13 protein-coding genes are annotated in these 15651 nt (G+C 40.1%); 2 read left to right on the top strand and 11 right to left on the bottom strand.

Going from position 1 to position 15651, the window contains the following annotated elements; genetic code table 11:
• Positions 1-157 precede the first annotated feature (157 nt).
• Together ACQQ2I_RS02550 and ACQQ2I_RS02545 are read right to left on the bottom strand one after the other, a co-directional pair.
• Positions 158-1342, bottom strand: coding sequence for an iron-containing alcohol dehydrogenase (locus tag ACQQ2I_RS02550; RefSeq protein ID WP_431029000.1), 1185 nt, complete (start codon positions 1340-1342; stop codon positions 158-160).
• 27 nt (positions 1343-1369) lie between these two features.
• The gene (locus ACQQ2I_RS02545; protein ID WP_431028999.1) at positions 1370-2884 is read right to left on the bottom strand and encodes a CoA-acylating methylmalonate-semialdehyde dehydrogenase; all 1515 of its coding nucleotides are present in this window, start codon (positions 2882-2884) and stop codon (positions 1370-1372) included.
• Between the two features lie 232 nt (positions 2885-3116).
• Between ACQQ2I_RS02545 and ACQQ2I_RS02540 the strand changes: the two genes are divergently transcribed.
• Positions 3117-3737 carry a TetR/AcrR family transcriptional regulator gene (locus ACQQ2I_RS02540; protein WP_431028998.1) on the top strand — a complete coding sequence of 207 codons (621 nt, stop codon included), beginning with the start codon at positions 3117-3119 and terminating at the stop codon, positions 3735-3737.
• A gap of 204 nt (positions 3738-3941) precedes the next feature.
• Here ACQQ2I_RS02540 and ACQQ2I_RS02535 read toward each other — a convergent pair whose 3' ends face one another.
• From ACQQ2I_RS02535 to ACQQ2I_RS02505, 7 genes are all read right to left on the bottom strand, one after another.
• On the bottom strand, positions 3942-5561 hold the full coding sequence (locus ACQQ2I_RS02535; RefSeq protein ID WP_431028997.1) for a long-chain fatty acid--CoA ligase: 1620 nt from the start codon (positions 5559-5561) through the stop codon (positions 3942-3944).
• Between the two features lie 188 nt (positions 5562-5749).
• Complete coding sequence (locus ACQQ2I_RS02530; protein WP_431028996.1) at positions 5750-6559, bottom strand: ABC transporter permease subunit; 810 nt, start codon at positions 6557-6559, stop codon at positions 5750-5752.
• Entirely contained in the window at positions 6556-7431 is an 876-nt protein-coding gene (locus ACQQ2I_RS02525) for an ABC transporter ATP-binding protein (protein WP_431028995.1), read from the bottom strand. Before ACQQ2I_RS02525 ends, ACQQ2I_RS02530 begins: the two co-directional genes overlap by 4 nt.
• A gap of 16 nt (positions 7432-7447) precedes the next feature.
• Positions 7448-7897, bottom strand: coding sequence for a hypothetical protein (locus ACQQ2I_RS02520; protein WP_431028994.1), 450 nt, complete (start codon positions 7895-7897; stop codon positions 7448-7450).
• Between the two features lie 17 nt (positions 7898-7914).
• The gene (locus ACQQ2I_RS02515; RefSeq protein WP_431028993.1) at positions 7915-8355 is read right to left on the bottom strand and encodes a LytTR family DNA-binding domain-containing protein; all 441 of its coding nucleotides are present in this window, start codon (positions 8353-8355) and stop codon (positions 7915-7917) included.
• Between the two features lie 300 nt (positions 8356-8655).
• The gene (locus ACQQ2I_RS02510; RefSeq protein WP_431028992.1) at positions 8656-9609 is read right to left on the bottom strand and encodes an L-threonine 3-dehydrogenase; all 954 of its coding nucleotides are present in this window, start codon (positions 9607-9609) and stop codon (positions 8656-8658) included.
• A gap of 265 nt (positions 9610-9874) precedes the next feature.
• Positions 9875-12874, bottom strand: a complete 3000-nt coding sequence (locus ACQQ2I_RS02505) for an ATP-binding protein (protein WP_431028991.1) — start codon at positions 12872-12874, stop codon at positions 9875-9877.
• Positions 12875-12956: 82 nt separating this feature from the next.
• On the opposite strand from ACQQ2I_RS02505, the gene ACQQ2I_RS02500 reads away from it, so the two are divergent.
• Entirely contained in the window at positions 12957-14078 is a 1122-nt protein-coding gene (locus ACQQ2I_RS02500) for a response regulator (protein ID WP_431028990.1), read from the top strand.
• Positions 14079-14090: 12 nt separating this feature from the next.
• Here ACQQ2I_RS02500 and ACQQ2I_RS02495 read toward each other — a convergent pair whose 3' ends face one another.
• A complete protein-coding gene (locus ACQQ2I_RS02495; RefSeq protein ID WP_431028989.1) occupies positions 14091-14663 on the bottom strand; it encodes a GGDEF domain-containing protein in 573 nt (190 codons plus the stop codon).
• 123 nt (positions 14664-14786) lie between these two features.
• Positions 14787-15578 (bottom strand): carbon-nitrogen family hydrolase, encoded by a 792-nt coding sequence (locus ACQQ2I_RS02490; protein ID WP_431028988.1) that lies wholly within the window; start codon positions 15576-15578, stop codon positions 14787-14789.
• Positions 15579-15651 lie beyond the last annotated feature (73 nt).

The following is a 15651-nucleotide window of genomic DNA, read 5'->3' as shown; positions in this document are numbered from 1 at the left end:
GGCTTTTTGACCGTTCACCTCGAGCTTTTGCTCGGATACGGTCAGGTTTTGCTCGCACCTTCCTGTTTGCCCGTTTCCCGCTTATATAAAATGAATCAAAATAAAAGAATCCCTCTCCTGTAAAAACGGAGAGAAGATCCTTAATTATCGCGAACGATTAAAACTCATAATGATATGCTACTTTGTACAGCTCCATCAGTTCTTCATGTGTCGGTACTTTTGGGTTGTTGCCCGGGCTACCGCTTGCTAGTGCATCGGTGGCCATTTTCGGGATTGCCTCGTAAAATGCCTGCTCATTAATACCCCAATCCTTTAAGTTACCGATGTCCATCTTTTTACATAGTACCTTAATCGACTCAATCGCAAAATCCGCTAGTTCCGCTTGCGACATGCTGAGCCCTTCTGTATTAAAGAATGTACCTAAATCCGCTAGACGACCTACGCAAGTATCCTTCGAATAGTCAAGCACTGCCGGTAGTAGCATCGCATTCGAAATACCGTGTGGAACATGGAATAGTGCGCCAATCGGACGAGACATTCCGTGCACTAACGCGACAGAAGCATTGGAAAACGCCAAGCCGGCTTGCAGGGAACCAAGTGCCATCGCCTCACGCGCATCGATATGATCCCCGTCTTCATACACTGCTAGCATATTTTCCACGATTAACTTCATCGCCGATAAGGCAAGCATATCTGTATACGGATGGGCGAGTCGAGATAAATAGCTTTCCACCGCATGACTTAATGCATCAATTCCTGTTGCCGCTGTAATGGATGGTGGTGATGTTAATGTTAACACCGGGTCCACAATCGCGACATTTGGCATAAAGGCCGGCTGCTTAATCATCATTTTGATATCGTTCGACGTATCTGTAATGACCGTTGCATTCGTTGCCTCTGAACCTGTACCCGCTGTTGTCGGAATAGCAATATGCGGAACAGGCTCTTCACTTGCTACCTTTTTTAAATTCATATAGTCCCCGATATAGCCGCCATTTGTTGCGACAACCGCAACGGCCTTCGCTGTATCAATGCAGCTTCCACCGCCAAGCGAAAGGATGATATCACACGAGGACTGCTGCAATAGATCCAAAGCTTCCGTAACATACGTATCAACCGGTTCCGACGTTACCCCTAAATACGAAATCGCTTCTACCCCTTGCTCCTTTAATAAAGCGCGACATTGATCGACGAAGCCTAAACGATCCATAATCGGATCACTCACAATCAGCGCCTTTGTACCTAGCTTTTTCGCCTGTACCCCTACCTCTTCAAAAGCATGGCGTCCATAAACTAAAGTTGGTGGTGAGTATACTGTAAAAGTCGTTTTTGTTTGAATCATGTCCATATCCCCCATTTTGATAAAGACTTAGCTATTGCTCGGGAAGGCAAATGTTGATGTATTCGTTACAGGTGCTGCCCAGCGTTCAGAAATCGTTTTTGTTTTCGTAAAGAAGCGTGCTTGGTCTGGTCCAAACATATGCCCTTCACCAAAACGAGAACCTTTGAAACCTGCAAAATTATGATAGCCTACTGGAATTGGAATCGGCACATTCACCCCGACCATACCAACTTCAATTTCTGTTGTAAATTTGCGAGCTGCCGCCCCATCATTTGTGAAAATCGTGACACCATTTCCTAACTCATGTTCATTAATTAATTGGATTGCTTCCTCTAGTGAGTTAACACGTACGACATTTCGTACAGGCCCAAATACTTCTTGTTCGTAAATTTCCGTACCCGGTTTGACATGGTCAAACAATGTTGGACCGACAAAGAAACCATTTGATTCTTTCACGATTTCTAATTCACGCCCATCACATACAACGACTGCCCCTTCTTTTTCACCGCGCTGAATCGCTGCTAACACCGTGTCTTTTGATTGCTGTGAAATGACTGGACCAAAGTTTGTATCTGGTTCTGTATAGGCGCCCACTTTCAGCCCATCAATTTTGCGTTTTAAAATTTCTACAAGGCGCTCTGCTGTTTCCTCACCAACTGGCATAATTGTTGAAAGGGCCATACAACGTTGTGAAGCAGCACCGTAAGCAGCACCAATGAATGCATCTGCCACTTGCTCTAAATCTGCATCTGGCATCACGACCATATTGTTTTTACCGCCACCAAGTGCTGTCACACGCTTCCCGTATTTCGCCGCTGTTTCATAAATATATTGTGCCACTGGTGTGGAACCAACAAATGAAATCGCCTGTACAGCAGGGTTTTCTAATAATTCATTCACCGCATCTTTATCGCCATTCACTACTGTCCAAATGCCGTCTGGTAATCCTGCTTTTTTCCATAGTTCACTCACAAACAGCGCAGTCATCGGTACTTTTTCTGATGCCTTTAAAATGACCGCATTTCCTACTGCTACGGCCATGCTCGTTTGTGCAAGTGGCACCATAATTGGGAAGTTAAATGGAGAAATAGCCGCAACAACACCTAGCGGATATTTAGCTGAGTACGCGTTAATCCCTCCACCAACATTGACCGAATACTCCCCTTTTACTAAATGTGGTGCACCAATCGCAAGATCAACCGATTCAATACCGCGCGTAATTTCGCCTTTTGCATCTTCGATTGTTTTACCGCTTTCTGTGCAAATTAACTCTATTAGTTTATCTATATTTTCTGTTAACAAATTGCGAAACTTTAAGACGACTTCCGCACGCTTTGCGACGGACACATCGCGCCACTGCGGGAATGCAGCCTGTGCTTTAGCGATTGCTTCACGTGTTTCTTCCGCTGTCGCTAACGGTACTTGCGCAATCACCTCTCCTGTTGTTGGATTGTACACCGAACCGTATCGTCCACTCGTTCCTTCCACCATTTTCCCGTCGATGAAATGTGTTAACGTTCTTACTTCTTGTGCTGTTGGCATGCATAAATCCCCCTTAATTATGATTGAAGTGAAAAATCCCCTAAAACTACGCAAAAAAATAACTAGTCAGTCTTCCTATTTTGTCGTAAGATAATAAAAATAAAATTTCAATGACCGCAGTCACTTAAATCATAATGCACTAGATGAAATCCCGTCAATGACTATTTTTTCTATTTTATTCTGTTTTTTTGTCGATAATTGCAAAGAAGGTCAGCTAGAAAGGAGCGATTGGGTGGAACATTTAACAGAGCGCCAACGAAAAGCACTCGAAACGCGTGAGAAATTACTGAATAAATCGCTCGAGCTTTTCGGGACATATGGCTTCGAGCATGTATCGATTGAACAAATTACAAAAGCATGTGCTGTATCCAAAGGCACCTTTTATACTCATTTCCCTTCAAAGTACGATGTCATTTTGGAAAAGTTTAAACAGTTCGATTCATTTTACGATACAGTAGAGAAAAATATTGATCCGACACTGCCTGCTATCAAAAAAATTTTAATCATTTACGAAGAGCAAATGCGCTATCTGCTCCACGTAGTCGGGAAAGATGTATTAAGAACAGTGTATACAGCTGCCATGACCACTCACGTAAAGCAAGATCATTACTTAATTAGTTCTGAGCGCAAAATTTTTCAAATTATTAATCGGTATATTGAGGAAGGCTTCGCATCTGGTGAGTTTAGACAAGATCTGACGATAGAGGAAATGAAATCGATGGTTCAGCGTTGTATGCGCGCCAATGTGTATGACTGGCTCATTCATAATGAAACATTTGATTTAGTGAACGAAATGCGGTTGTTCACCGCTGTGATGCTCGAAGGATTAAAACATAAAAAAGGTGCCGTCTGAAAAGACATTTTGAGACGGCACCTTTGCGACGAGGATGGTGGCATTTTGATGTGACCACCGCAGGAGCAATATTTCTTAATGGATAATTATTAAGAAGTAAAGGGGCGTCCAGAAAGTTTTTACTTTCTGGACACCTCCTTCCTATTTCATTATTTTACCTACTTGGCGGTTGGTTTTGCCCAGTTGATGGGTGGTAAACGGTGATTATCCTAGTTGTAGCTGCGGATAGATTTCTTGAATATTTTCGCGCAGTTTCGCTTTTAGGAATTTTCCGACAGATGTTTTTGGAATCTCCTCTAAGAAGACGATATCATCTGGCATCCACCATTTTGCAAACTGCCCCTCTAAATACGTCATTAACTCCTCTTTTGTCACGGTAGACCCTTCCTTCACCACGACACAAGCAAGTGGGCGCTCCTGCCATTTCGGATGTGGAATGGCAATAACGGCTGCTTCAAATACTTCTGGGTGCGACATTAACCCGTTCTCTAAATCGACGGACGAAATCCATTCCCCACCGGATTTGATTAAATCCTTCGTGCGGTCTGTAATTTTAATGTAGCCCTCTTTCGAACGAACGGCGATATCACCCGTGTACAGCCAGCCATCCTTCATTGCATCCGTTGTACGTTCGTCACGGAAGTATTCGCTCGCAATCCATGGTCCACGTAGGCGTAATTCGCCCATCGTCTCACCGTCCCACGGTACCTCCCCGTCTTCATTGACAATGCTTGATTCGATACATGGCATCGTTAAGCCTTGCGTTGCGCGCGCTTCGATTTTGTCTTCAATAGCCCAATCATCCATTTTGCTTAAATAGTTTGATAGTGCCACGATTGGGGATGTTTCTGTCATCCCGTATACAACGACATAATTCACACCGTGTTTCTCTTCAAAATGACGGATTAACCCTTTTGGTGAAGCAGAACCGCCAGCAAAAATAGTATGGAGTGAGCTTAAATCGCGTGGTTTCTTTTCCAGCTCCTGCTCTGCACCAAGCCAAATGGTTGGTACGCCCGCTGTTTTTGTGACACCCTCTTGTTCGATAAAGTCTACAATTAATGCAGGGGTAAATTGTGGGCCAATTAAGACTTGTGTTGCCCCTACATTCACACTCGCAAATGGCATCCCCCACGCATTTACGTGGAACATTGGCACAATCGGCATAATGACATCACGCTCTGAAATAGCCATCGAATCTGCCATCGACAGCATCATCGAATGAAGCACTATTGAGCGCTGTGTATAAACAACGCCTTTTGGATTGCCTGTCGTGGCACTTGTATAGCACATACCAGCTGGCATATTTTCATCTAAGTCTGTCGGGAACTCAAATGTCTCATCCGCCTCCGCCAGTAATTGTTCATAGCTTAAAGCGTTCGGTAACGTCGTTTGTGGCAGTTCCCCATCTGCCATAATAATAAAATGCCCCACCGTTTTTAGCTCATCTTGTATTGATTCAATGATTGGTACTAAGTCTTCATCAATGATTAATATTTTATCTTCTGCATGATTAATAATAAATGAGACATGCTCCGGTGATAAACGGATGTTTACCATATGTAAGCATGCCCCTGCACATGGTACAGCGAAATATGCCTCTAAATGGCGATGTTGATTCCATGCAAACGAAGCGATTTTATCCCCTTTTTTCATCCCTAGCTTTGTCAGTGCATGCGCTAACTTACGTGTACGTTTTCCCCATTCTCCATACGTCAGGCGATGAACCATTGTATCGCTTGTTCGTGAAATAATTTGTTTATGCGCATAGTATGTTTCTGCACGTTTGAACATGTCCACTAATAACAGCGGTGTTTGCATCATAACAATCTTCCCCTTCTGATTATGAAATTTTTCCCAACACCTTAATTTTAATACATTATACTCGAATAAGTAAATAATCTTCTATTTCTCGCAAAAAATCGCTCTTAGATAAGCTAAAAAACGGTAGCGCGTTTGCTACCGTTCTTTCCGACTGTAAACTGAAGGGGTTCCTTAACCTCCAAGAAATGTTACAAGCGCAAATCCTTTCTTTTATACATTTCTTTTGCAGCTATTAGGCAAAAAACAATGATTAATAGACCGATCACCCATTCTTCTAAAAGGATGCCATCTGTCATGAGCTTTTGCGTTTTAATCCAGTCCATAGGCGATACATAGTATAAGAAATGTAAAGCCTCCACGACTGTACTTATGATGCCTAAAATAAACGAGCCGAACACGATGGCTATCACTACACCCGTAGCACCTTTACTGTTTTTTAAGCATACGGATAACAGAAAACCGACCGCCATAAATACAAAACCGACATACAGAATGGCACTATAAAAAGCCCCTACTTCCTTGATACTTTCCATGTAATCATAATCGCTAAAAAACAGATAGCCAATGACCGTTATGAGCCAAAGAACGATTAGCATGACTAGGTAAGAAACGATATGAGCAAGTGCCTTTTGTGTAAATATTGCGTTTCGGGAAATAGGCTTACTATATAAAAATTCAATCGTCCCATCTGTTTCTTCTTTCACTAAAAACAGCACTGCTGATTGGCAGACATACACCATGATGGCTAGAGTTAAGTATTGTAGCACGTAACCAAAGTAGTTCGTGATGATTGTAAAATCGGTCAGTTCCGCCAACCCAAACGCTTCTAGTAATTTCGGGTCTAAGCCTTCCATTTTCGCGCCTGCCAGTTCCTTCATTGACTCTGTTTGCATGGAGGGGAAAAAGGCAAGCAGCAAAAATATAATACTACTGAGGACAGCCGTCCATATTAACGTACTCTTCCATGTATTTCTTAATTCTAATTGAAATACCTTCATTGCCCTTCCTCCTTTTCATACAGATGCATAAATCGGTCTTCTAAACTTTCATTTTCAATTGTAAAATCATCGCATGCTGCTTCTTGTAATAATGGAAGCAGTAATAAATGATTCTCCCCTTCATAGCGGTACACTCGTTTCTCGTCCTTCTGATCGAGCAACTTCATCTCTTTATGTGGCATTTCTTTGCCGCCCCAAGTGGTAATGATTTTTCTTGGATGACCCATTTCTTTTAAATCGGTTATAGCAACAATTTTTCCGTTTTTAATAAAACCAACCCTGTCACAATATTCTTGCACATCACTCAGATTATGACTGGAAAGTAAGATCGCAACGCCCTTTTCAGCTTGCTGTTTTAGTTCCATAAATAATCGTTTTTGAATGATTGGATCAAGCCCATTCGTTGGCTCATCTAAAATTAATATGCTTGGTTTTACAGCCAGTGCGCAGACAATCGCCACTTTTTTCTTATTGCCAGTTGAAAGCTCATCAAATTTTTTCGTTTGATCTAAGTCAAACAGCTCACAAAGCCTCGCTGTTTCCTCCATATAAGCTTGATCGTAAAAACCATTATTCACCTTTATTAAATCGTGAACAGTCATATTTCCGTAAAATCGTACATCGCTTGGTACATAGCCTGTGAATCTTTTAATCTCGTTACTTTCCTTTACAATATCCTTCCCTCTAATCGTCGCATGCCCCCCAGTTGGAAAGATAAAATTTAGCAGCATGCGGATTGTCGTCGATTTGCCGGCTCCATTTGGTCCAACGAATCCGAAAACCTCTCCCTCCTTTACAGAAAACGTAACATCTGCAACCGCCTGATTTTTCCCATAATACTTTTTTAACTGACGGATTTGAATCGCATCCATACACAATCCCCCTTCGTTATTTCTTCATTGTTTCTTTATATTTCACGAGTGCATCGTTTAACACTTTCGTCTCTTTTTGCAAGCGCCAGTCTAATGCAAGCCAGTAGAAGAAAAATGAGATGGTGATCATACTATAAAAAATATATCGATACCATTCCGTATAATGACTAAACCAACCAAACCCTTCTGAAAAGCCAACCATGACCAAAAATGCCCAAACGCTCCATAACACAATTCGTGAAAAAGATACATCTTTCTTATAAAGTAACAAACCCTCACCCAATCCAATCAACCAACAGGCCGTAAAGATTTGCATCGCTGTCCAAAAGTCCAGTGCTGTGGCGTTTTCAGGTTCTAAGACACCAAATACAAGATAGTAAAAAACAAAAGCTAAAAAGTAAATGCCTACCGTTGTTTTAATATCAAACATGAAGAGATAAAAATCTTGCCATTTTTTATTGTTCATCTGCTATTCCTCCTATTTTAGTGTTCCAGACCGAGACGACTCTTAAATGCACGCGCATAATGCCTAGATACAACTAGACGGTCGCCACTTTCTAGCGTAATTTCTATGCGGCTATTAATAATACTCTTCAATTTTTTGATACGATGCAGATTGACTAACTGTGATTTCCCGATTCGTACCAAGCCCATATGGGAATACATCGTTTCCAAATTGTATAGAGACTCCTGCGATTGCCATACACAATCTTCGGTATACACAAATATTTTATTATCCACCGCCTCAACAAAAAAGATTTCATTTGGCTGCAGGAAAATCATTTCGCCTTCTCTATTTACCAGCAGCTTATTTACAGATTCTTCAATAAGTCGTAGCAACGCTTCAATTTCTTGATCAAGTTGTTGACATTTTATAATTATTTCATTTTCCCCTTCCGAAACAATTTCAATAGTTACCTTCATGTCAACACCTCCTGTCATGTATTTAAGTACAGTGTAAATTAAGAGAATCGTTCTCACAATATCATAAGGTCTAAGCTGCATCATGGGGCAGGTTAAGTTGCATTCTTCTTTTTCGGTGAGTTTGCTTATATATATGGAATCGCGCTTATTGATTTCCGCTACAGCTGACTCGCTTTCCGCAGGCTCGGCTTCAACTAATTTATTTCGGCTCGTGCTTTTTACTATTCTCAGAGCAATTCTTTCTTTATATGAAAGTATTTCTAACAAAAAAGAACAGTAGCGCGTTTGCTACCGTTCTTTTTATGAAATAGCTTTTTTCTGTTGTTTTATTTTTAATTTTTCGAGCATATCGATCGTCATTTTGGTTAAGTCGTATTGTGTTGTAAAGCCCCATTCTTCGCGGGCTGCGGTGGAGTCGATAGCATTGGGCCAGCTATCGGCAATCGCTTGACGTACTGGATCTACCTTGTAGCTCAATGTAAAATGCGGCATATGCTTTTGAATTTCTGCTGCAAGCTCACTTGGCTCAAAACTCATTGCCGAAATATTGAACGCATTGCGATGCACAAGCTTGCTGCCATCTGCTTCCATTAAATCGATAATGGCCTGTAGTGCATCGGGCATATACATCATATCCATATACGTACCTTGTGCAATATATGATTGATAATGACCTTCCTCAATTGCTTTATAATAAATCTCTACCGCGTAGTCCGTCGTACCACCCCCAGGAGGCGTCACATAAGAAATGAGCCCTGGAAAACGGACACCGCGCGTATCAAGACCATATTTCTGATGGTAATAGTCACATAATAACTCACCCGCTACTTTGTTGACACCATACATTGTTGTGGGACGTTGTAATGTATTTTGTGGTGTATTATTTTTTTGCGTAGTCGGACCAAATGCGCCAATGGAACTTGGCGTAAAGAACTGTATCTTTAATTCACGGGCTACTTCTAAAGCATTCACTAAACCACCCATATTTAAGTTCCATGCAAGTAACGGATTTTTCTCAGCCGTCGCAGAAAGTAATGCTGCCATATGAATCATCGTATCTGCACCGAAACTTTTGGCTAGCTGATACATCCGCTTATGATCCATGACATCCAATACTTCAAATGGTTCTATATGATTTGTCGTGTTGCGAATATCTGTCGCCAGTACAGCGTCCACTCCATAAATCTCACGTAACTTCACGACTAATTCTGAACCAATTTGACCGAGAGCACCTGTTACGATCATTCTTTTCATTTGTCTGTTCCCTCCTCTGATGCAAAACTTCTGTACACTGTATACGTACAACTAAACGTTAATTTAACAACGTTTTAGACTAAAGGAATTATATAATGTTCTTTTAAAAAGAACAATACATTTCACTGCATTTATCACACAATTCTTAAAATTGATTTTAAAAACAACCCATTTTAGAAAGATCCCTCTTTGCAGATCTCCATGAAGCGTATACTTTCCTATTTACAAAAAAATAATCCATTCACGAGGAATGGATTATTTTTTCTTACAATTTTAATGTGATCGTTATTGTTGTGCCTGCATCTTCTTTACTCTCAAGTTGGAATGTAGTATGTTGTAATAATTTTAACTTTTCAAAGGGATTTAAAAGACCGAGGCGTTGGCTCTGCCCATTTACTAATTGCGCTTGCTTTTCAACGGACATTCCTGCTCCATTATCCACAATGACAATTTTCACTAAATTTCCATCTCGTTGAAGTGAAATTTTCAGTTCCGCATTTTCATGTTTATTTTTCAATCCGTGATGAATCGCATTTTCAACTAATGGCTGCAATGTCATCACGGGAATATTAAATGTCACCGTTTCATCAATGTCCATTACGACACGTAAACGCTCAAAACGAAGCTGTTCAATCGCTAAATAGGCTTCAACTAGCTCTAGCTCTTCCTCGATTGGTACAATGCTCTGTTGCTTTTGATAATCAAGTTTTGCACGGAAATAAATCGCTAAATACTCCAGTGCTTCACGCATTTTCGCTGGATCAACATAGCTCAATCCAATAATAGAGTTCAATGTATTATATAAAAAATGCGGTGTAATTTGTGCATGATAATGATTTAATTCTTGCTGAATGGAGCACTTTACGGCTTCACGCATATTCAGTAATGACGAAACATGGGAAAGTAACTCTTTTTGAACAACGGATTTACGAATAATGTCGTTAATCCCTTCCTCAAATAATTGCGTCATATCGCCAATTCGATCATTTTGTGAGAGCAAAATAATCGGTAGCTCTACTGAATTATACAGTTCGCGTACTTTTTTCGTCAGCGTTAGCACAAACTTCTCTGGCATATTGACATCAGCAATGACTAAATCTACACGATTGTTCAATAAAACACTTAGCGTATCCTCACCGTTATTGTATGCATATACATTGTAACCGTGACGAGAGAGTAGCTTCATCACGTTAAATAACTGCTCTGTATCTTGATCAATGACCATAATTGTCTCTGCTCGTTCCCCTTCCACATACAGTGGATACGCCATATAATGTTGATCACCTAACGATGGCGTTGGTACGAATAGCATATTAGGTGCGTCTGCTGCTTTCCGTAGTAATAGTGTGACCGTTGTCCCTACACCCAATTGCGATGAAATCTCAACATGACCGACCATTAGGTGCATATATTGTTTAACAATACTTAATCCTAGCCCCATCCCTTGCTTCATGTGATTTGTTTCTATTTGATAAAATGTATCAAAAATCTTTACTAAATGCTTTTCCTCCATCCCAATGCCCGTATCTGCTACTTCAATCGCGATTTGTTCATTCTTTTCGTAGGCACGTACTGTAATCGACCCTCGCTCTGTATACTGAATCGCGTTATGTATGACGTTTAATAACACTTGTCTTAAACGCTTATCATCTGCCAATACAGGCGGGACATTGCTTGGTATTTCATTTCGAATGACGACCTCATCCGGATTTTCCACTAAAAAGGTCAGCTCATCAATTAATTCATTAAAACTTCGGAGTGATACAGGCTTTACTGCAAAACGAATATGATCCTTTTGGGCTGCCTCATAAATCGTTTGAAACATATGGCTTATCTTATTAATTGTCGTATGAATAGAGAAGGCAAGCTGTTGCTGCTCTACTTTTAATGGGCCTGCCTGTCCTTCTAGTAACTCCTTGGATTTCGCATGAATTTGTGTGAATGGCTCATGCATTTCAGACGTTACTTTCACAAGCAATTCATCTTTTAATTCGTTTTGTACGAATAACTCTTGTGTTAATCGTTGTGCTTTGCGGTAGCCTTTTTCATGGCGATAACTCACAAACAGTGTCAGTACTATGTTTATGATGAGCAGTGTAATGAGCGACCAGCTGCCCATATCGACCTCAAAGAAAAATTCAATCACCAGTGTACTAAAATAACAAACAAATGAAATAAACAGGAGCAATAAATAGCTTGCTTCAGCTTTCTCCTTTTGTGCCACTCGTACTAATAAATAAAGCGTGTAGCCAAACCCTAAAAAAGGGCCGCTAACTAACAATAATTGTGTCACCACTTCTGGCAATAATGCAAACAACACATCACGTAACTTTGTCGGAAGCATAAGCGTCACAAGAACCGTCAGCATAAATAAAAACAGGGCATAAACAAATGATTTTCTGGCATATTGAGGAAATGTTTTAGACACAAATAACAACAAAAAACTTGTGGCTAAATAAAGCGATGAGAATTGGCAAAACCAAAGTGCATTTAATGATAAATCGGATACAAAAATCAATAATAACCGTTCGTTTTGTGTCGAACTATAGAAGCCGACTGCAAGACAGTAAAGGGCAAAATACATTTCATTTGTCCAACGACCGCGTTGCAACATAATAAATATAAAAATAAAACTAATGACAATATAAGTGGTTACAATTGCACCCTCTATCAGCTGTGAGCGTTGTATAAAATTTTCAATCGCTTCATCCGTTCCGATCGTTACTGACTTGACAATTCCAGGATTCATGAAGAAATTATGAGCCACTTGAATGACAATATCTAGCTTTCCATCTTCACTTTCACCAAATACACTAAATTTTTTCTCATAAAACTCAAATTCATTCGGGTCAAATGTCGGGTTTCCTAAACCACCCACTTCTTTTCCATTGATAAATACTTTACTGGCATGACGAATATAGTGAAAACGCAAACCGTAAGTACCATCCTTAGGAACACTTACAGTCAGATGATATGTCCCTGCACTAATGCCATTTTGCTCTTCTAAATTCGTCCAACTACTCGGCACATACATCGTCGTAAAATGATCATGTAATTCATTCGGGGTTAATAATTCATTCGGGTAAAAACGCCAGTAGCCATCTAAATTGGTCGTCTTCTCTGCCAGTATCGAATTCGTAATATCCACTTGACCGTCTTGGATAATATTGATACTATTTTTTGATAAAAATCGACTATCAATATAAATGAAAAGCGTGATCGTAACTAATATGAATGAAAATAGTATGATAATAGATCGTTTCATTTCCTAGACCTATTCCCCCTTTCGAAAAATTCTTTCTATTATGTATAATAAGAGTACTATGTAGTATTGGGTGGTGAACACTATGATTTCTGCTATTTTGGTAGATGATGAACAACTCGCCTTAACACTTCTTCAACATAAACTAGCAGACTTCCCTGAAGTAACAGTTCAGCAGGCTTTTTTAAATACGCAATTTTCATTGGAAGTGTTGAAAGATTTACCTGTGAACGTTGCTTTTTTAGATATCGAGATGGGCAAAATTAGTGGTATTGATTTAGCAGAAATGATTCAAACCGCATATCCGCACATCCATATTGTATTTGTCACAGCACATGCAGAATATGCCGTTCAAGCATTTGAGGTCAATTCCATTGATTACTTGCTAAAGCCCGTTACTACAACGCGGCTGAAAAAAACCATTGCTCGGCTGAAAACGATTGTGCCAGAGCAACTAGTAGAACAAACGCAAACGGCACACTTGAAGATTGAATGTTTACATGAATTTCAAGTATTTTCAAACGATGAACTCATCGCCTTTAAAACAGCCAAAGTAAAAGAGCTCTTTGCTTACTTTATGATGCATCAAAATACACCCGTACAGCGTGATATTTTAATTGAAACATTATGGCCTGAACAAGATTTTAAAAAATCCAAAATCAATTTGCATACTTGTTTATCACACTTACGCAAGTTTTTGGCAGGGGCTGGCTTTACAAATTGTATTTCGCTTGTCAATAAGAGCTATGTATTTACACTAGAACATCTAGTCTCAGATTTCTCAGTACTAGGCAACTTGCTCTCTTCGGTCGATACCATCCATGCCGATAACCTACACATCGTCGATGAATGTCTAGTGCTTTATAAAGGGCATTTATTTGAAGTGGATCACTTTGAATGGGCAGGGCACTTCACACAACAATTAATAAATGACATGCTCCATCTATTAAACAAAGCGACCGACTACTGTATCGTGCATGACAAAGAGAAAGCACTCGTTTACATGGAACGTAAACTACAATTTGAGCCGTATAATGATGATACTGTTCTTACTTGCATGCAGCTATATATTGAACTCGGTCAACGTGTGGAAGCTGTCAAACTATACAATACGTATAAGGAGACTCTCGAAAAAGAGCTCGATCTCAAACCTTCTGAAGAACTAACCGACTTATATGAAACCATTACGGAAAAGGTAGCTCGTTAATACGAGCTCTTTTTATATTTGCGGCAAACCATCTGCATTTTTACACGTTATTTTCATCTGTTTATTGCGACACATCGCAACATGTGCCACATACATCAACATCTCCTCTGTCAGCCCGTGATTTGGGTAATGCGCTACACCGATACTAAGCGATAGCCGAAGCGACTGCCCATCGCTGCAGAATGGCGTCAGAAATACACGATGAAGGTTCGTCATTAAGCTATTTACGTGCGCTGGCTGATCAATGAGCAGCATAAACTCATCTGCATATTTCCGAAAAACACATTGTTCATTTTTCGTTACAGCTACTAGTCTACGTGCACTCTCCTTTAGTACTTCATTTCCAATCTGGCAACCATATGTTTCATTAATTTCTGTAAAAAAATCGATATTTAAACAAATGACACTAAATGTCGACTGTGGCTCTGTCATTTTTTTCTGTAATTCTTGCTGCATTTTATAAATCGTATAAACGCCTGTTATGTCATCACGGTACGATTTATTTTCTAATGGGGTCATCTGTTTACTTTGCCCTTGACTTATAGGATTAATCGCCTTTGCACTTTGTATGTTATTTGGAAACATATGCACGCACCTTCCTATCATTCTTACACTTTATAATAGTCGATTCTGCTTAAATTCCACTTAAAAGATTCCTTATAAAGTAAAAAACTAGTCTTTCTTTTAACAGAAAGGCTAGTTTGTCTTTTATCCTTTTACGACTGTTTCATATAATTCTGGGCGGCGATCATCATATACAGGGATGCGTCCACGTACTTCATCGACAATCGAGAAATCGACATCGATAATCGCTAATTCTTCATCTGCTGCCCCTGTCCATAGCACTTCCCCCCACGGCTGAATGACCATGGACTGCCCATTAAAGTTTTCTACTTTATTGGCAATACGATTCACCGCAATGACAAAGCACTGATTTTCAATGGCACGTGCTTGGAGCAATGTTTTCCAATGATCGATACGTGGTGTTGGCCATTGTGCTGGTACAAATAATACTTTTGCGCCTGCTAATGCATGACTACGCAGCCACTCTGGGAAGCGAATATCGTAGCAGATGACACCTGCTGCTTCAAGATCACCAAGTGCAAAGCGATTCATGTCTGAACCTGCTTCTAAATATAAATGTTCATCCATTAAACGGAACAAATGGGCCTTAGCATACTCGCCAACAAGCTCGCCTTCTTGATTGACCGTATACATCGTATTGTAAAATTTGTTGTCGCGTTTTACAGAAACAGAGCCACCGACAATATGCACACGAAGCTCTTTTGCTAAGCCCGTTAAAAATGCTTTTGTCCGTTCCCCATTCACATCTGCTAGTTCCGCTAATTTTTCAAGTGCATAGCCTGTATTCCACATTTCAGGCAACACGATGATTTCAGCACCCTTGCTCGCTGCTTCGCGAATAAACTGTTCCGCGCGCACATAATTCTCCTCTACTTTACCAAACCCTACATTTAATTGAATGCATCCGATTTTCATAATTCCTACACCGCCTATAGACTTTTTCTCGTAAATATCATAACATGATTTGTATAATTTTTATTATATTCTG

This window comes from Lysinibacillus sp. LZ02 (assembly GCF_050613145.1).
Lineage (GTDB): Bacteria > Bacillota > Bacilli > Bacillales_A > Planococcaceae > Lysinibacillus_B.
This window is presented reverse-complemented; position numbering and strand designations above follow the sequence as displayed.